At 57.4% G+C, this 18,275-nt stretch carries 15 protein-coding genes and 1 pseudogene; 9 read left to right on the top strand and 7 right to left on the bottom strand.

The features are described 5' to 3' along the window. Positions 1 to 65: 65 nt before the first annotated feature. Positions 66 to 779, bottom strand: a complete 714-nt coding sequence (locus OHL18_RS15480) for a methyltransferase domain-containing protein (RefSeq protein WP_263375787.1) — start codon at positions 777 to 779, stop codon at positions 66 to 68. Then, positions 769 to 1,818, bottom strand: coding sequence for a type III polyketide synthase (locus OHL18_RS15485; protein ID WP_263375788.1), 1,050 nt, complete (start codon positions 1,816 to 1,818; stop codon positions 769 to 771). The genes OHL18_RS15480 and OHL18_RS15485 overlap by 11 nt, the downstream gene beginning before the upstream one ends. Positions 1,819 to 2,182: 364 nt before the next feature. Between OHL18_RS15485 and OHL18_RS15490 the strand changes: the two genes are divergently transcribed. The 4 genes from OHL18_RS15490 (at position 2,183) to OHL18_RS15505 (ending at position 6,835) form a co-directional block, all read left to right on the top strand. Further along, on the top strand, positions 2,183 to 2,572 hold the full coding sequence (locus tag OHL18_RS15490; RefSeq protein WP_263375789.1) for a PepSY domain-containing protein: 390 nt from the start codon (positions 2,183 to 2,185) through the stop codon (positions 2,570 to 2,572). Positions 2,573 to 2,841: 269 nt separating this feature from the next. Then, positions 2,842 to 3,519 carry a winged helix-turn-helix domain-containing protein gene (locus tag OHL18_RS15495; RefSeq protein WP_263375790.1) on the top strand — a complete coding sequence of 226 codons (678 nt, stop codon included), beginning with the start codon at positions 2,842 to 2,844 and terminating at the stop codon, positions 3,517 to 3,519. Beyond that, positions 3,500 to 4,981 (top strand): ATP-binding protein, encoded by a 1,482-nt coding sequence (locus OHL18_RS15500; protein ID WP_263375791.1) that lies wholly within the window; start codon positions 3,500 to 3,502, stop codon positions 4,979 to 4,981. The genes OHL18_RS15495 and OHL18_RS15500 overlap by 20 nt, the downstream gene beginning before the upstream one ends. Positions 4,982 to 5,152: 171 nt before the next feature. After that, complete coding sequence (locus tag OHL18_RS15505; protein ID WP_263375792.1) at positions 5,153 to 6,835, top strand: hypothetical protein; 1,683 nt, start codon at positions 5,153 to 5,155, stop codon at positions 6,833 to 6,835. 655 nt (positions 6,836 to 7,490) lie between these two features. Here OHL18_RS15505 and OHL18_RS15510 read toward each other — a convergent pair. The 3 genes from OHL18_RS15510 to OHL18_RS15520 all read right to left on the bottom strand — a co-directional run bounded on the left by OHL18_RS15510 (position 7,491) and on the right by OHL18_RS15520 (position 12,820). Further along, positions 7,491 to 8,765: a histidine-type phosphatase gene (locus OHL18_RS15510; protein WP_317890515.1), complete on the bottom strand. Its 1,275-nt coding sequence runs from the start codon at positions 8,763 to 8,765 to the stop codon at positions 7,491 to 7,493. 56 nt (positions 8,766 to 8,821) lie between these two features. Continuing rightward, the gene (locus tag OHL18_RS15515; RefSeq protein ID WP_263375793.1) at positions 8,822 to 9,820 is read right to left on the bottom strand and encodes a YncE family protein; all 999 of its coding nucleotides are present in this window, start codon (positions 9,818 to 9,820) and stop codon (positions 8,822 to 8,824) included. Positions 9,821 to 9,910: 90 nt separating this feature from the next. Then, positions 9,911 to 12,820, bottom strand: a complete 2,910-nt coding sequence (locus OHL18_RS15520; RefSeq protein ID WP_263375794.1) for a TonB-dependent receptor — start codon at positions 12,818 to 12,820, stop codon at positions 9,911 to 9,913. A gap of 198 nt (positions 12,821 to 13,018) precedes the next feature. Between OHL18_RS15520 and OHL18_RS15525 the strand changes: the two genes are divergently transcribed. The 3 genes and pseudogenes from OHL18_RS15525 to OHL18_RS15535 form a co-directional block, all read left to right on the top strand. After that, positions 13,019 to 13,729, top strand: coding sequence for a response regulator transcription factor (locus OHL18_RS15525; RefSeq protein ID WP_263375795.1), 711 nt, complete (start codon positions 13,019 to 13,021; stop codon positions 13,727 to 13,729). Continuing rightward, positions 13,726 to 15,198, top strand: coding sequence for an ATP-binding protein (locus OHL18_RS15530; protein WP_263375796.1), 1,473 nt, complete (start codon positions 13,726 to 13,728; stop codon positions 15,196 to 15,198). The genes OHL18_RS15525 and OHL18_RS15530 overlap by 4 nt, the downstream gene beginning before the upstream one ends. A gap of 68 nt (positions 15,199 to 15,266) precedes the next feature. Then, positions 15,267 to 15,533, top strand: a pseudogene (locus OHL18_RS15535) (DDE-type integrase/transposase/recombinase); the annotation flags it as partial. Here OHL18_RS15535 and OHL18_RS15540 read toward each other — a convergent pair. Next, positions 15,518 to 16,033 (bottom strand): hypothetical protein, encoded by a 516-nt coding sequence (locus OHL18_RS15540; protein WP_263375797.1) that lies wholly within the window; start codon positions 16,031 to 16,033, stop codon positions 15,518 to 15,520. The pseudogene OHL18_RS15535 and the gene OHL18_RS15540 sit on opposite strands and share 16 nt — an antisense overlap. Before the next feature lie 97 nt (positions 16,034 to 16,130). Between OHL18_RS15540 and OHL18_RS15545 the strand changes: the two genes are divergently transcribed. Beyond that, positions 16,131 to 16,274: a hypothetical protein gene (locus OHL18_RS15545; protein ID WP_263375798.1), complete on the top strand. Its 144-nt coding sequence runs from the start codon at positions 16,131 to 16,133 to the stop codon at positions 16,272 to 16,274. 87 nt (positions 16,275 to 16,361) lie between these two features. Here the strand turns inward: OHL18_RS15545 and OHL18_RS15550 are convergent, their stop codons facing one another. Then, positions 16,362 to 17,096, bottom strand: coding sequence for an SDR family NAD(P)-dependent oxidoreductase (locus OHL18_RS15550; RefSeq protein ID WP_263375799.1), 735 nt, complete (start codon positions 17,094 to 17,096; stop codon positions 16,362 to 16,364). A gap of 120 nt (positions 17,097 to 17,216) precedes the next feature. Here OHL18_RS15550 and OHL18_RS15555 point away from each other — a divergent pair, with 120 nt between their 5' ends. Further along, a complete protein-coding gene (locus tag OHL18_RS15555; protein WP_263376559.1) occupies positions 17,217 to 18,206 on the top strand; it encodes an AraC family transcriptional regulator in 990 nt (329 codons plus the stop codon). Positions 18,207 to 18,275 lie beyond the last annotated feature (69 nt).

The following is an 18,275-nucleotide window of genomic DNA, read 5'->3' on the forward strand; positions in this document are numbered from 1 at the left end:
TGCCACGAAGACGACAGGAACAATAGACCTTCTTCGTCGAACGAGATTCTTCAACAGACCCGGCCTCACTTCCATCGCCCCACGCATAACCGTCCCGGTCGCCACTTCTCCACTGTCACTGCCTCTTGCGGAACTTCCGCCGCAGCCAGAAGGCGTACCCAATCTTCTTTACGGAAGGCGCGTCGGAACGACACCGGCCCATCATGCCGCACCAGCCAGTGCCACCGCACCCACCCAAACATGCGGCTGCTTCTCTTCGACCGCTCCAGATCGTTGACGAACCAACCCACCTGCACGGTCGCTTCCATCCACCGCAGCAGCGAGACGATCTCCTCGTCCTCCAGATGATGTGCCATCAGCGAACTAACGACGATGTCCACCGGCTTCTCCGGCCGATACAGCATCGCATCGCCGGTTACCCACGTAATTCCCAGCTCTTTCGGCGTGGACTCGACTGCCGCTCGCGCGGCATAGGGATTCAAGTCGATTCCGGTCAACCGCACCGCAATTCCCTTTCGTTCCGCCCATCTCGCAATCTGCCGCAACATATCTCCACCGCCGCAGCCCACATCGACAATGTGTACTGGATCACTTGATGTGGGGACCACCTGATCCAGCCAGGTCAGCGTTGGTCGATAACCTAGTAACCACCGGTTGACTGTCTCCAGACTTCTCATGCAGGCACGGAAGTCCTCGTAACTCACGTCTCCATCCATCAGCTCCGGCAGATCGCTCGGAGAGACTCGCTGGCTGAAGTCGATCTCTCTACTAGACCACATGGAATCGCATCGTCTCCGCTGTCAGGCCCGGCCCAAACGACATCGCACACCCATGCTGCCCCGGACGTGCATCCTGCATGATTCGCTGCAACACAAACATCACCGTCGCCGACGACATATTACCGAAGCGCGACAGCACCTCTCGCGATGCCGCCAGTGCATCGGCTCGCAGCCCCAACGCCGTCTCTACCGCGTCCAGCACCGACCTTCCACCGGGATGCACTGCCCATAGGTCAATGTCATCACGCTCCGCCATCAGCTCGCCTCCATGTAACGCTCGACCCAACTCCGCCGGCACCTTGCCGGACAGCAGCATGTCGAAGCCCAGTCCGCCGATCTTCCAGGTAATCAGCCCACGCGTCTCCGGCACCATTACCGCCTTGAAGCTGTCCAAAGCGAAGCCCTGCTTGCGCGCTGAAACCAGGCTCGCCGCGGCCCCATCGGCAAAGACGAGGAAGGAAAGCACCTGTTCCAGCTCCTGCGTCTCCTGGAAGTGCAGCGTACACAACTCAAGGTTCAACATCAGCACAGTCGCCTCCGGCTCCGAGCGCATAATGTGCCGCGCCAGCTTCAGTGCATTGATCGCAGCATAGCACCCCATGAATCCAATCATCGTGCGTTCCACGGTTGAGGACAAGCCAAGGTGCTCAACGATCTCAAAGTCCAGCCCCGGCGCATAGAGCCCTGTGCAGCAGGTCACCAGGACGTGCGTCACACTAGCTCGCTCCTCTTCACTCAGTGCAAGCCGGTCTACTGCCTTCCGCATCAGCACCGGAGCGCTCTGTTCAAAGAGCTTCATACGTCGCGAAGTGTCGGGAAAATTGCCGAGTTGATAGAACTCATTCGCATCATTCGGAGTGCCTTTTTGCGGGTCGAGAAAGGAATAGCGATGCGCGATCTCGGCGCGGCTCGACATTCGGCGAAAGACCGTGCGCAGCCGTGGGTCAGTCAGCATCTTCTCTGCGAAGAAGACGAACGCGTCATGCACATTGTGCTCAGGTACGGCAGTAGCGATGCGGTTCAAATAAGCCGTAGTCAAGCGGTAGTGGCCCTCAGCCCTGAGTATAGGACTCTCGTCGTTGGATGGTGGTCCTTGGGAAAGCTGGACAATGAAGAGACGGCAATTCAGTGGAAGGCGACGACTTGAGAGCGAGCTCCGAATTCTAGATACAAGAGCTACTCATTGAGACGAGACCCATCCTCTTTTGATAGCACTTCGCCATGGACGAACGGGATGACGATTTGTTCATAGATGGCGTAATAGCTGAAGACGTTCGTAGATTCCATGGGCTGCCGTGCTACGTTACAGATCAGTAAGTTCAATGTGCGATGTAAAGAACGGACGAACTCACGTTCCTACGCTCAGTCTGAGGTCTATATATCGCCTAAAATCGACAGCCAAAATGATATCTGCGACCAACCTCAAAGCCATACGTCTCACCCATCACTACCTTGGGGTGTTCTTCGCGCCGACGATCCTCTTCTTTGCGGTCACGGGAGGCCTTCAGATGTTCGGCCTGCACGAGGCGAGCCGAGGCAGATCCTACCTGCCGCCCGCTATCCTCGTTCATCTATCCCAGCTTCACAAAAACGGGACGCTCTACCTTCCGCCTAGGAGAGAGGCTCCATCCGCGCCCTCGAAAGCGGAAGGTTCGATGCCTGACGCTCTAGAACCAAGTGCTCCAAAGCCTCCGGCGACACCCTCAACTCCTACCGCGCCGAATGCGCTTCCTATGAAGATATTCTTCGCTGCGACCGCCCTCGCCCTCGTCGTGTCGACTTGCACAGGATAGTTTATGGGTTGGAAATATGCGCGACGCAAAGCCGTAATCGGCGGCGTGTTCCTAGCGGGAATTGCATGTCCGCTCCTCTTGCTGCTTGTATAACTACACCCCGTAAAAGCCAAAACTGAGGACATGCCCACGGCCGCGACCTCCGCGCGTTTGGAGATTCATCAAGCCCAGCGCATCGCGCCCGGGCGAATATTCGACGGCTTCAAGATGACAGAAACGTCATTCAGGAGCTTCCGACGAAATCACAAGCCGAGCAATAGTATGGAGGTATGCGCCTGCTGCTGGTCGAAGACGAAAAGGAAATTCGGAGCTTCGTCGAACAATCCCTGATAGAAGCCGGTTACGAGGTCGATACTGCCGAGGACGCGGGGACGGCGTCTGAATTAGCAGGCAAACACGCCTACCACGGACTCATAGTGGATCTCGGTCTTCCGGATCAGGATGGCATCGACCTTATTCTGCAATTGAGACGCTCCGGGGTGAGCAGCCCTGTTCTGATTCTGTCGGCACGGCGTTCGGTCGACGACCGGGTAAAGGGACTCGAACTCGGCGGAGATGATTACCTCACCAAGCCGTTCGCCGTCGCGGAGCTGCTTGCAAGGATGCGCAATCTTCTGCGCCGCAATTTGACGCAGGCCGAAGACGCCACGCGCCTCCGGATCTGCGACCTGGAACTGGACATGCTCAAACGCAGGGCTACGAGGGCCGGCGAGGTTCTAAACCTCAGCCCACAGGAGTTCGTCCTTCTTGAGTACCTCTGCCGCCATGCTGGCAGAGTGGTGACACGCTCGATGCTCCTGGCCGAAGTCTGGGGTATTAGAATCCAGCCTGATACGAACGTCGTCGATGTTCACATCTACCGTCTTCGCGGCAAGATCGACACGGAGGGGCGCGAGCCATTGATCAAGACCTTGCGAGGTATCGGATATGTTCTCAAAGCCAGCTAGCCCGATTCTACGAAGCGCCGCATGGCGAATCTCGCTTTGGGCAACCCTCGCCTTCGCCATCGGCACCATGCTCGTCTTTGCCATGTTGCACCGTTTCGTTGCCGACGACATCCAGCGACGTAGTGACGCGTGGTTGTCAGGGGAAGTCGGGGTTCTGGGCGATGTCGCCGAACGAACACCAAAGGACAGGCTCTACGGTCGCGTCGTCGGAGAGATTGCTGAGCTTGCCAGCCGGGAAGTCCCAAACAGGCGACGGGGGACCGGCGATGGAAATGAGAATGACTCTGTCTTCTTCCTCCAGGCCTCCGACAAAGGCAAAATCCCGCTCTGGGTGGGTTCAGGAGACGGAGCGGCCACACTGTCTGCCATTCTCTCGTCCAAGACTCGGCGAGATGTTCCTTTCGATGTGAGGGTAAAAGGCTTCGGCATTCCGTTCCGCGTCGCGTCAGTTCGCATACCTGACGGAAGTAATATCTATCTGGGACTGTCAGAACGCGATGAACTGCACGTCTTGCGGAACCTGCGTATACGATTCCTTACTCTCTGGCTTGCCATTGTCCTCCTTGGTTTCCTTATCGTGTTTTACGCGACGCGCAGGATGCTCGGCCACGTCCGGGAGATCACCGAGGCGGCTTCACTAATCGGCCAATCAGACCTCAGCAGTCGAGTCCCAAATGCCAACAGCAAGGATGAGATTGGGCACCTCGCACGCACTCTGAATCACATGCTGGACCGGATCGAGAATTCCGTCCAGCAGTTGCATACAATTACAGACTCGCTCGCGCACGATCTCAGAAGTCCTCTGACCGCAATTCGTGGAAAGCTTGAGACCGCTCTATCCAACGATGTGCGAATTGATCAAGCCGAACCGATCGTTTCAGCGATCGACGAACTGGACCGCCTTACGGAGTTCCTGAACACTTCTCTTGACGTGGCAGAAGCGAAGGCCGATGCGCTCCGTCTTGTTCGCACCGAAATAGACTTGGACGAATTGGTGCGAAGCATGATGAATCTATACGAGCCCTGCATGAGCGAAAGGGGCTTGAGTGTTCAGATTCGCAGTGCCGGTGCAGTCAACGTTCTGGCTGACGCGGCACTTCTCCATCGCGTGATTGCGAACCTACTCGATAACGAGCTCAAACATTTGCCCGCAGGTTCTAACGTCTGGCTATCGCTTCAGTCAACAAGCGATATGGGCATACTTACGGTGGAGGACAATGGGCCTGGCTTCGATGAGGAAGTTGGACATCATCTCTTCGAGGGAAGAGTGAAAGGGCGGGCATCGCGAGGACACGGACTTGGACTTGCCTTCGTTGACGCGGTTGTCCGGGTTCACGGGGGAACTGTGACTGCTACAAATCGTGCTGAAGGCGGCGCGAAACTTGCTGTCAAGCTCCCTCGGTCTGAGGTCCATAATCAAGAGGAGCGTCATGCTCTTGCCGGTGAATGGGTAACCCCGTGATGCTTTGGTCTTAGGGCGGTGCGGGAGTAATTTGTTGAAAATTTTGAAGTTTATACAGCATTCATCGTCATGCAACTGCACCGTAAACCTGGTCTCCTAGCCTCGGGCACAGCCGTCAGCCGAAGGATCGCTCGCTCGGTTTGACATGTGCTGTCGACTAAGGAGATGTAAATGGCTCTGTCAAGCTTTACGGGAAACAGGAATCGCGCACTTGCAATTGCAGCAGTGCTGACGTCGGGTGTCACAGCTAGCGGCATCCAGGCCTTCGCTCAGGAACTCTATCCGAACAATCTGGTTGTAAGCCGCAGCGTGTACGACAACCGCGCCAGCAATGTGAAGGTGGGTACAATCCTGCCCCCGAACTGCGCCGAGACGCTGGGCGGTTGCTCCGCGGTCACTGGTGCGACGAACGACGGGACCTACCCGTATGTCTTCAACAACGATCTTTACGATGGCAGCTTTGGGATTACCTCAAGGATCTATCTCGACCAGATCTCGATCTTCGGCAGAGAGATTAACTCGATTGAAGTTCCAAACAGCGACGAGAAGCACCTGGGCTCGCCATCTCATATGGTCACCAGCTTCAGTTCGAAGTCTGAGCTTGCACTGAACCTTTCAACTGACGGTAAAAAGCTGACCTTCATGGGCTACGTCGCACCGGTAAATGCACTTGACGTCTCGAACTCGAATACACCGCTGGCGATCGATCCGACGAACCCGGATGGACAGACTACCTACTATCGCGCAGTCGCGGAGATCGGTGAAGAAGGCCGATTCAAGTTCACCGAGACGAATGCCTATAGCGGCAACAATGGCCGCGCGGCAATCCTGAACAACTCGAACGGCGCCAGTTTTTTCTATACGGCGGGGAACGCGGGCAACGGCGCGAATCCGCAACCAGCTGGAGTGGTCGAGGGAGCAGGCGCGCAGTTGATCGTGCCAACACGTCAGGATGAAGAGGCGCAGGACCCTGCACTCCCAACGCCTGTCGGAAGCTTCAATGTTACGGAGCTGAAAGACAAGGCTGACAAGATCGGTAAGGACGATAACTTCCGGGGCATGACGATCTTCAACAATGTTCTCTACTACACGAAGGGCAGTGGCGGAAACGGCGTCAACACGGTCTACTTCGTCGACACGACGGGAACGGCATGCCCCACTGGAGTTGGTCTGCCGGTAGCTGGAGCGAAGCTCCCCACGAAGTCGATCAGCTACGATCCCATGACCATCTCGACGACCGGATTGACCAGCAATATGTGCATCCTTGCCGGATTCCCGACGGCTCTGGCGAAGACGGCAAACCCTGTGGCCTATCCGTTCGGGATCTGGTTCGCGGATCCCAAGACGTTGTATGTGGCGGATGAAGGCGACGGATACACGGGCGGCACGGACCTCTACACGCATGCCGCGGCTCAGACCACGGCCGGGCTGCAGAAGTGGGTCTTCAATTCGACGACCAAGACCTGGAGCCTGGCGTATGTGTTGAGCAACGAGCTACGGATTGGAACGCCTTACACGGTTGCGGGATATCCGACGGGAACAAACGCAGCGACCGGGCTTCCATGGGCTCCGGCTACGGACGGCCTGCGCAACATCACCGGTCTGGTCGGGCCTGATGGGCTTGTCGCCATCTGGGGCATCACATCGACGGTGAGTGGCGGCGGCGATACGGGCGCTGATCCCAACCGCCTCGTAGTTGTGGTCGACGAGATCGCAAACACCAATCCTGCCTTCGCAGCCAAGACTCCGTTCATCGACGTGAAGGACGCACACTTCGCAGAGGTGCTGCGCGGCGTTTCGTTCACCCCGGGTACGAACCTTGAAAAGCTGAAGGACCTATTCTCACGGCGGTAGCTCATCGTGAGTAAGGACGAACCTAGAACAGCCCCGGTCGGAGTGATCCGACCGGGCCTGCTTCCTGCACCGACACGCCTCTCGGCCCGAGATGAATGCACCTCTGAAGGCTGTCCAATCGCCGTCGTCTCCGGCCGATCGCTCATGCGCAGTCGATGGCGCTCCAGGTTGCGGCCCGCAGTCGAACACCTCATATCTCGATTGATTCAGGTACAACTACGCGCTGCCTGCTTGCACTTTAATCGTGCCCCGGACAACCTTTGCATCACACCAATTTTTTCTCTGATTCGTAATGCTGTTTCGTGTCTTCGGGGTCCACACTTCTCTCCCGGAGGTCTTATGAATAAAACTTTTTTCTCTTCGCGCACGACGACACCAACGTCGTCCTGCTCGTCTCGCACCCTGACCTCAAAGCCGAGACCCTCTCCATTCCGACTGCGACGGCGCAGGTCGCTCCTACCATCCTCGAAGTGCTCGGCCTGTCGCCCAGCAAACTCGATACCGTCAAGCTTGAGGGAACCACGGAACTACCTCACTTGAACCTGCAGTAAACTCTGCGTAACTAGGAGCGGAGCTATCACGCGTAGCTCCGTTCTTTTGTTTAGGCAGCATCTCATCGCGAATTCGTAGATTCCCAAACGACCCATCTCTTCGCCTATGGCTTGCCAAGAGCCGCTTGCACCGCTGTCTGGAACTCGACCCAGTTGCAGGGAGCACCCGCCTCCGGCAAGCTACATCCCGGAACGAAGATGTCTGCGCTCGCAGGCGGGGCGGCGAGAGATAAAGGCATCGCTCGTCGCATCTGGTCTGGTGTTTGCACCCAGTAGGAGAGCTTCACGGCGTCGGGCTTTCCTGATCGACGCCAGAGTGTGAAGACCAAGGCACCGCCGGGCGCAGCATCATCGCGCTGGTATCCATCGATGAGCCAGTGGGCATCGAGCAATGCGGCAACGTTAGAGACGTTCGTGTCGTGTCCCACGAGGAAGACAGCACGTTCGCCGAGAGATCCGATCGCACCGTCTACACTCTTGCCGGCTTCAGCCTGCTGTATCGTGCGAACAATCGCATCGAGCAGATGTGCCGCTTGCATGCGCGCAATGGCCGGCGTCCGCTGCACGAGGTCCGAGACTGCAGCATGCAACGCCATGAGCGATTGCACCTGTGCGCCGTTCGCTCTGCCCCAGCCCACTTCGGCATCGGGCATACCCTCAAGATATTCCAGTTGGAGATTCTCGGCGAAGGTTGCCGCAGTCGTCAGTGGTCCCTTCAACTCAGCCAAATGATCGCCCGAGCCTGGAGCGACGGACGCCTGCGCCGCAAGCAGGCTCTTCTTCAAGGGCACACTGCAACTGCCTCCTTTGCAGTCAAAAAGAACCCGCTGCATCTCGTCGAGTGGCTCCTGGTAAGCGTCAGCAAGCGCGTCCGGATGATTGCCGATGCGTCCCGCTAGAGCGGCGAACGCCTTCTGCGACTGCGCTGCGCCCGGTTTACGAGTCGCGTGGAAGAGCTCGTCCTGAGTGTCGCCCTCGAGCGCATGAACCTCAGCGTGACATCCGGGCATCATGCCGTCCGCTAGACCGGCTCCCGTCTCTCTCGTGCGTTCGTCTGTATCAGCCCAGATGAAGACGCGCGCTGCATCCGCGCAGCCCGAAGCAGAGAGCAGCTTCTGCTCCGCAAACCATGACCGGTAGTAGCCTCCAAAGAAGGTCATGAGCTGCCTACCGTGAGGCGTCAAGATTCCCGGAGCAACGGGCCACTGCGGCCATGGCTGTTTTGAATATTCATCGAGCCGCTGATTCGCCCAGGTCGGCGAGCGCACACCATGTCTGGTCAAGACCAGCGCAAACCGCAATTCGTCTGCTGAGCTTTGGACAGAGGGCGACGTCTGAGCTGTCATAGACGACGCATGAACCAGCGTCAACGCGAACATCGCAACGCCCGAAAACGTCTTTATTACCTTGTTCAAGCTCAAACCTCTCCAGTCAGCTATTGAGTCTCGTAGACGCGAACAACGGCGGCACCGTCGATGCCAGGAACGCCAACATACAAGGCATGGCCAGCCTCATCAAGCAATCCCGTCTTTGCGCCGGCGGCTGTGTGCGTGACCGAGAGTGGTGTGAGTTCTCCTTGTGCCGAGAGAGAGTACGCATCGACCGCGCCTGAGCCCGCGATCAGGTACGCCCGTCGTTCTGTCGCGTCGAAGAAGAGATCATCTGCGCCAGCATCGGAGCTCGCCTTCGCAATGACCCTGCCATCTTTGCCGTCAAGTACGACTATCTGGGCTGGCGTCCGACACCCTACCAACAACAGATCCTGCATCGCATCGTAAGCCAATGGTGTGTTGCCCTTGCTCGTACCAAGTGACCAGATTGCTGTGATCGAGTGGCTTTTTCCGTCGATGACTGCAATCTGTCCCGAATCCGCGACGTTTATCAGGATGCGATCGTGCTTTCGATCGAACTCCAACGCTTCCGGATGACTGGCAACGGAAAGTTCCGCGACGAGCTTCAGAGTCTCCGCGTCGACCACCGCAACGCGCGCGGGATTCGCGGCATCGGTGCCGCCGTGACCGACATAAAGTAGATGGCTCTGATCGTCATAGACCATATCATCGGCGTCTTCAGAGAGTGCGATCGCCGCTATGCGCTTCAGGGGGGAACCCTCGAAGACGTCCAGCTCGCCCTTGGCTCCGTCAGCGACGAAGAGTCGGCGCTTCGACGCAATCCACGCCAGCCCGTGAGGCTTTCCGATCCCGGGCAAGCTCTCGATGATCTTCCCGCTGGCGAGGTCCGTGATCTCGATCGCGTGAGCTCCGCCGGCGCTTGCGAACAGCCGGTTACCGTCGAGATCCATCGCAAAGTGGTCGAATTTTCCGGTCACAGCCGGGAGGTCGATGGTGCGTTTCAGCGTCAGTCCGTGGGGCTCCTGCCCATGCAGGATGCCGCTAAGACCTAGAAGTACAAGAGAAGAAGCCAACTGCTTCATTGGAAATATGCCTCGTCGTCAGTCGGGTAGAAGGGCACGCGGGTCAGCGTTATGCGGCTCGGCGAAAAAAGGTGCCGAACCGCAACTTCACTAGCGGTCCTGGTGGAAGTTCCACTTCAATCCGAAGGAGTAAGTCGGCTTGTAGTACTCGCGCTGAGTAAGATATTGCGGGCTGCCGTTGTAGAACCCAAAAACTTCATTGTTCATGTTTTCGCCCGATGCAATCACAGTGAAGCCTTTCAACAAGTGATAGCTGACCTGCGCGTCGATCTGGGTGTGACTGTAGAAGTAGTTGTCGCCGCACGGACTGCTGGGCGTGTTGTAAGCGAGGCTTCCGCTCGTGATGTTGGAGACGCAGGTGGGCGGGTTCTGCGCGAGTGCGTCGCCGGAGTTCACGAACTGATAGGCATAGATATTCGCGCTGTTGTGGCTGATACCGACCGACGCGAGAAACCGCCGAGTGGCGTAGGACGGTCCGATGTTCCAGGAGTACGGAGCCTGACCCACTAGCTGCGGAGTGTCGTTCCGGCCAGCCAGGTTGTAGTTCTTCGAGTTGGTGTAGGTGAAGTTGGCATTCAGACGCGCGTTACCAAGATATCCGGGAAGGAACTTCAGATGCTGCTGGTACGCGATCTCCAATCCCTGAACATAAGCGTGGTCCCCGTTGACCTCCTGCTGCGCGAGCGCGCCAACATAGTTCGAATTCGAAGAGAGCGGTGAATTGGTGGCCGGCACGAGATACTGCTGAAGGTAGATCGGCTTCGTGATCTGCTTGTAGAAATAGCCGCCCTGAAGCATGCCGACATTGGGAAGGTACTTCTCATAGAGCAGGTCATAGTCGTTCGCATGTTCGGCGACGAGCGCTGGGTTTCCAAGTTGGACCTCATTGTTGCCAGCGGGCGCGCCGTTAACCGTATAGACAAGGTAAGGGACAAGCTGGTAGGGGTCAGGGCGGGAGATGCCTCGTCCATAGACTGCCCGGAGATCCGAGCTGCTGTCGATGGTGTAACGAAGCTGCACGCTCGGCAGCGGATTGATATAGGACTCGCTTCCATTCTGTGGCGTGGTACCGCCCCATGTGCCGTCTGAGTTCGTCGTAACGATGTAGCCGGTGTTCGAAGTAGATGTGGCTTCGATACGCAGGCCGGTCTGCAGATGGACCTTCGATCCAAGCTGAAGCGTATTCATGATGTAGCCAGCCGTCACCCTCTCCTGCAGGTTGTAGTTGGCCGGGTCCGACTGTTCATGCGATGCATTTGGGTCGAGTGCAAAGTTCTGCGGGTTATTCGCCAGATCGCCCGTGATGGCGTCGAAGCTCGTCACCTGAGCCATGGGATAACTACCGCCGTAGAAGTGCGGATTGGAGAAGCTGCCGAGATACGCACTGGCGAGCGTATTGAGGTTTGAGTCGTACTCGGGCGAATAGGCGTCCTGCCCTTTGTGTTCGTTGCGGACCTGCGCTCCCAACTCGAAGGTGGATGCGTGTGATCCGAGGTGGTAGTTGCGGCCGTAGGAACCGTTCGCCTGCAGATTCAGTTGCGTCGCTTGGCCAGAGGTAAGGTCGATCGTATCGAGCTTATAGTTAGAGAGCGTGACTGCCGGGTCGCCAAGCACCGAGCATGAGAACTGAGGACGGAACTCCGTTCCCGGGGTCGCCGGGTTATAGGCGCAGTCATCGGTTGCGGAGGTTCCTTTGAAAGCTGCTCCGGGGTTACCGGCTGCACCGCCAAATCGAGAATGCGCTGCGGCGACCTGATACTTGAGGAAAGAGTTCCCGAACACGTGGCTTCCGCCGAGCGCAAGATCAGCAACCTGCAGGTTAGGACGACGGATGCTGGTGTGATATTTGGCTTTGGATCCGTTCTGAAGTTCGTACGCGTATTTCTGGCCGTAGTCGCGGAAGTTCGAGAACAGCCCGTGCGCGTAAAGATTCGCGCCGGCCGATGGCTGATAGTCCAACGCGCCGGCGAATCCGTACCGGGTGCGGTCGTAGAGGTACTGCTGCAGATTCATCGAGTCGAAGGTCTTGTTCCCGTTTTGATCGATGTCGGGCGAGGGCTCTACGTCGTCGATGCCGCGCTGATTGTCGTCATAGCTATAGCCAAGTTCCAGCCCGAACTTCTTGCTGCCGCCATTCAACCTGGGGCCAAACCGTATCCCCGATGAAGAGTTCATGCTGAAGACGTTGCGCGTATTCGCGATCGGTGTAAAGCCGCCCATGCCCTCGATAGAAATCGTCGGCCGGTCTGCCGTCGCCTGCTTGATGCGGAGGTCGACTGAACCACCAATCGCATCGCCATCCTGGTTCGCGCTGAGCGTCTTGTTGATCGCTACACTACCCACCAGCCCCGCCGGAATCGTATCCAGGTCGACCTGCCGGACTTCAGGATCAGGGCCGGGCACAATTACGCCGTCAATGGTCGTGTTGCTAAGGCGAGGTTCAGTCCCGCGAATCTGAACATACTGTCCTTCACCCTCATTGCGCTGCAGCGTTACTCCTGGCAAGCGGCCAAGCGCATCGGCAACGTTTGCATTCGGAAGGCTCTGAATCTCAACATCCGTTTCGACATTGAGAATGTTCTCGCTGGTGCGGGTCTCGTTGATAGCCGCAGCGTCTCCGATAAGGTTCGCATTGACTTCGACATGCTGTGCATTTGCACCGACGCTCAACGTTGCGTTAAGGACAGCTGGCGCCCCGGCTTCTACGACGATGGTCGATGTAAACGAGGCGAATCCGACATAGGAGATGGTGACCGTATACGTTCCCGGCTTCAGGTCGCGGATCGTGAAGCTGCCCTGTGCGTCCGACGCTGCGGTTGCGTCCGTCGGCCGGAGCACGATCTTTGCTCCCGGAAGAACGGCGCCACTAGGATCCTTGACCGTCCCATTCATCGCGCTGTTCGCGCTCGAGATTGTCTGCGCCATAGTCTGCCTGGGCGACGTTACGGCTGGGCTGAGCAGAAGCAGGGCAAGGAAGAGGAAATTGGGTTTCGTGATCATGGGCCTCCAAAGACGCAACAGTATTCAGAGCGCTTGCGCTCCGATCGTTTGGGATAGCGGGACTTCTTCAGACTGCGCCGCCGCTGTAAACCTCTGTTCACGAAGTGGTGAATAAATCCTAAGGAAGCCGCAGCCCGCGCTCATCGATGCCGGAGCGGTGTAGAAAAGAGGGAGCACTCACTTTCCACGGAGACTCTTATGTCTTTTCCCCCAAAGCAGCGCGTGTTAGTTGTAGAAGACGATCCTCGCATGCTTGCCCTGGTATGCCAGGGCCTGCGGGAGGTTGGACATACGCCCATGCCCGCCTCGGACGGTGATACTGGCCTCGATCTTGCAATGAAGTTGACCTTCGACTCGATCATTCTGGACATAGGCCTTCCCGTTCAGGACGGCTACTCCGTGGCCCTGGCGATACGATCGCAACGCAGCGTCCCCATCCTCATGCTCACCGCGCGCGATAGTGAGGAGGAGATCCTGCGCGGCTTCGATCACGGTGCCGACGATTACCTCACCAAGCCATTCTCATTCCGGGAGCTTCTGGCCCGGCTCGAGGTACTTGGCCGCGCCGCGACTCGGCAGGCGACGAACGAACTGCACCTGGATCCCGCGCGACTGCTCGTCTATCGGAATGAAAGACCGATTCAACTCACACGCAATGAGTACCTTCTGCTCGTCGAACTCCATCGAAGATCGGGCTCAACCGCCGACCGCCAGAGCCTTATGGAAGCCGTCTGGGAGCAACCCCAGATGATCTCTGCCAACGCCCTCGAAGTCCTTGTGAACGGACTCCGTGCGAAGCTTGACGGAGACTTCCCCAACAAATTGCTGCTCACTGTGCGCGGTGTAGGCTACCGCTTGCAATCCTTCGTCAACGCGTCAGTCGAGACAGATCCGAGGCAAGCCCCATGAAGCCGCTGCCGATTCGCGTCCGACTGACTGTCTGGTACTCGGTGATGTTCGCCACGGCTGCACTGCTGCTTTCGCTCACTAGCTGGTGGATGCTCCGCCGCACCATCCATGCCACCATCCAGCAGGATTTTAGGGAGCGCGTCGACGACGTTAGCATGCAACTCCACCAGTTTGCGATTCAACCATCGGATCAGCCGATGCAAGCTCGATTCGACGCGATCTATCACTTCCGGGACGATGGCAAATGGCTCCAAATCATGGACTCTAACGGTGCCTGGATCTACCGGTCTTCGAGAATGATCGCTGCTCATGAAGGTCTTGCTCTTCCGGGTTCCATCACGTCCATTGGAATCGCGTCTGAGTTTCGCCAGGGTACACGCCATGTACACACGTTCTCGTCCGCCGTTTCGGTGGATGGGCAAATGTACGCTGTAGAACTCGGAGCTTCGACCAACAAACAGGAGGCGCTGCTGCTTCAATTCGGCCTGGAACTTTTCTTCCTCACGCCACTTGTGCTCGTGGCCGCCATCGTCGCGGGACATCACATGAGCCGGAAGGCGCTCGACCCGGTTACGCAGATTGCCGTCGAAGCACGTCGAATCAGTGATCGCAACCTCGACCTGCGCCTTCCCGTGTCTTCGACAGACGATGAGATCTCGCACCTATCGAAGACTCTCAACAATATGCTTTCGCGGATCGATGCCGGATACCGAAGCGTGCGCGACTTTACCGCCAACGCTTCGCACGAACTTCGCACTCCTCTTGCCCGCCTTCGTACCGAGGTTGAGATCGCCCTGCTCCGGCCACGGTCACGCGAAGAGTACACCGAGACTTTGCTGAGTGTGCAAGATAGCGCAGAGGAGATGACACGGCTCACCGAAAATCTACTCATGTTAGCCCGAGCGGATGCTGATTCAGCTGCGCTCGCGCTCGAACCTGTAGACCTCTGGTCGCTTGTTCTGGCAGCTCAAACAGAGTGGTCCTCAATCGCTGAAAAACTAAACCTATCGCTTGAGGTGGAGCGGATTGGAGTAGACGCCCTCCCCACGGGAAGACCCGTATTTATCCTTGGCGACTCTTCTTCCTTGCGTCGACTTCTCCGCATTCTGCTCGACAATGCGTGTAAGTGCACGCCTGCGGGGGGCTCCATCGCAATTGGAGTCGAAGTGACCGAAGAGCTAGCCACCCTTTCGGTCAAGGACTCCGGCATCGGAATCCCTGAAGACGAGCATCATCGTGTCTTTGAGCGCTTCTATCGCGTTAACGCAGACAAGAGTGGCGCTAAATCGGGATCAGGACTTGGACTGAGTCTTGCCGCCTGGATTGCAGAGCAGCATCAATCCGCAATCGACCTCAAGAGCGCTCTTGGTTCGGGATCATGTTTCCTGCTTCCCCTTCGAAGGATCGACGATGGGTTCTGGTGCAAATCGGAGCGTGCCGTCGGGTACAGTGGTGTTTCGGAGACTTGAGGAGCGGCGGTGAGCAAGCTGAGCAGCATGAAGAGTTGTTTGCAAGGCGACACTTTGACCGCGAAGTGATGCTCCTGTGCGTTCGCTGGTACCTGTGACACAAGCTCAGTTTCCGTCACCTAGTCGAAATGATGGCAGAGCGCGGCCTGCACCTTGCACATACAACGATCCTGCGCTGGGTTCAGCGGTATACCCCGGAGTTCGTCAAACGCTGGGACCGTTTTGGTCGGATGGTTGGCCGCTCGTGGCGCGTCGATGAGACCTAAATCAAGGTGCGTGGCCACTGGGTGTACCTCTACCGAGCAGTGGACAAGGCCGGTCAAACAGTTGACTTCTGGAAAGGGTTTCCACCCGAACCGGGGTAGTAGCAGATCGTTGGTGGACCGATGCCCTCATTCATGTCTTTTTCAAGCCAGTAGGGAGTACCGAGTATGTCTTTGAAATGAAGAACAACTCGTGCCCTCATGAACGCTTCGGTATCTGCGTTCGGGAGCATAAACCGAATCCAACCAGCAGTCATCGAACCTGCCTTAATCGGAGTCATCGTTCGCTCTTCGAGTCGATTACTGGCCGTGAACGTTGCTGTTTCAGAACCAATTTCTAATTTGAAACCATCTTCGATGAAGGTCGCATTGGTTTCAATTGTGTTTAGCTCCGATGAGATGACACTTAGCTTCCAATCTCTAGCAATGCTGTCCGCACCTAGGTTTTTCAGTGCTACATTCGCCATAAAGTGAACTCCGATCTCACCACTCTGCAACGAATAGCGACCGGTCACTATTTGCCAAAACTCGGCTGACAGCTTGGGTTTATTGCGGTCGATAGCAAGATCCAACTCAATTGTCTTAGTGCGAAGAGCCCTAGACACCTCGCGAAGTTCGTTGTCCTTTTGGGTCGTGCGTCTTCTGGCCCACTTCGTCTCGGAGATGAAGATGATTGCGCCCGAGGTCGGCAAGCGAAAGAACATATCCAACGAGGAGGCCCGCCGCGTCCTCGGCTGGACGCCTCGTTCCAACGAGGAGTCTATCGTCGCCACAGCCGAAAGCCTTCAGCGTCTCGGACTGCTCAAGCCATGAAGCTCGCTCGGGATCGACCCTTTGTCGGTACTGGTCGGATCTCGATGAGTGCCTTGGCGATTGTGCACTCACCGAGATCCGCTGATATCAGATGGCCGTCATACCGCCATCGACACTCAACTCCACCCCATTCACGAAGCTCGAATCGTCTGAAGCAAGAAGCAGCGCGACCGTTGCGATCTCCCCAGTTTGCCCCATCGTTCCCCGCGGGATCAGCGACTCGAACATCTCCTTCGCCTCCTTGGTGAGAACTTCTTCCTGCATCGGTGTAGCAATCGGCCCCGGGCTCAGCACGTTCACCCGGATCTTCCTGCCCTTCAGTTCGTTGAGCCACGTGCGTGCGAAGGAACGCAAGGCTGCCTTGCTCGCCGCATACACGCCGAAACCGGGAAACCCCTTCACCGAAGCAACCGATCCGGTCATGATGATCGATCCGCCATCGTTGAACAGCGGCAACGCCTTCTGCACAGTAAACAGAGTTCCACGCGTATTCAGGTCGAAGGCCGCATCGAAGTGCTGTTCGGTAATCTCGCCCAGCGATAAGGCCTCGCCCCGGCCAGCGCTCGCGAACAAGACGTCGATCCTGCCCTTTTCTCGCTTGACCGTATCGAACAGACGGTCGAGGTCCTCGAGATTGGCCGCGTCACCGCGCACGCCGGTGACGTTCCGGCCAATCAGCTTCACGGCCTCATCGAGCTGCTCCTGCCTCCTGCCCGTGATGAAGACGTAGGCACCCTCTTCAACGAACCGCTTGGCGCTCGCCAGTGCCAGGCCGCTCGATCCTCCCGTGATGACTGCAACCTTACCTTCAAGCTTTCCCATATTGACTCCTTGGGTAGATCTGTAGAATTCAGTCCTGAAGAGTAGAGTTCTTTGGTGGTGGACGAGAACTGCCCGAGAATCCTAATATTTTGTCTATTCGTCCAAAACATAGAGGCTTTCCTGGATCCGATAACCGACATCTTTAAAACGATGCACGTCACTGCCTTCGGTCTGCACAGGCTCGAAGCCACAGCCCCTTGGGGCGTGAAACAGGAAAATGAGGCCGAAGAAGATGTCACGTCTTCGGGCAGAAAGACACTCCCCACAGATCTGGCGCACTTCGCTATGCTTTCGCGCGGCAACTGCTGGCTGAGTGTGAAAGGGGTTCCCGAGCCGATCCCCCTCACCGGTGGAGATTGCTTCTTGCTGGCCCGGGGGACTTCGATTGTCCTGCGTGACAGCCCGCAAACACGTCCGAGATGGAGTTTCCGCGAGATCGGCGCCAGTGCCAACGGCAATGTCGCTCTTTGTGGAGGTGGCGGCGCGCCGACGACCATCGTCTGTGGCTCCCTGAGCTTCGACCGCGCCGGTCTGAAGCCAATCACTCAACTCTTGCCGAGCTTCATTCTGATTAAGGCCGATCAGGCCCGCACGCTTGCTCTTCACACCACGATGCTGGCGCTGGCATCAGAGATGGCGGAGCAGGCACCGGGATCGGAAGTCGTCGCGACACGGCTGGCCGAGGTTTTGTTCATTCAGGCACTCAGGGCGCATATCGCGTCGGAGGTGGAGTGGCACAATCAAGGCTGGCTTCGTGCCATCTTCGATCCTCAAGTTGGCGCTGCCTTGAGTGCCGTTCACGACAGTGTGAGTACACCCTGGACGGTCGAATCCCTGGCTGCCGCAGCGGGCATGTCCCGCTCCGCGTTCGCAATCCGTTTCAAGGAGCTGCTCGGACAAACACCGCTGGAATATGTAACCGAGTGGCGGATGCAGAAGGCGATGCAGCTACTCCAGCAGCGTGACAAGAAGCTCATAGACGTCGCCCGGTTGGTCGGTTACGACTCCGACGCTGCGTTCAGTAAGGCGTTCAAGCGAGTTGTCGGATCCAACCCTGGGGAATATCTCAAACGTGGCTATCCAAAGCCGAGGCGCGAACCAGCCGATTGATCGGCGGGTCCGCGAGAATGCCTGGTGAAGCCGGACCGACTCCTTTGCCAGACCGTCAAGTCCGCGTTC

The organism is Granulicella aggregans, from assembly GCF_025685565.1.
Lineage (GTDB): Bacteria > Acidobacteriota > Terriglobia > Terriglobales > Acidobacteriaceae > Edaphobacter > Edaphobacter aggregans_B.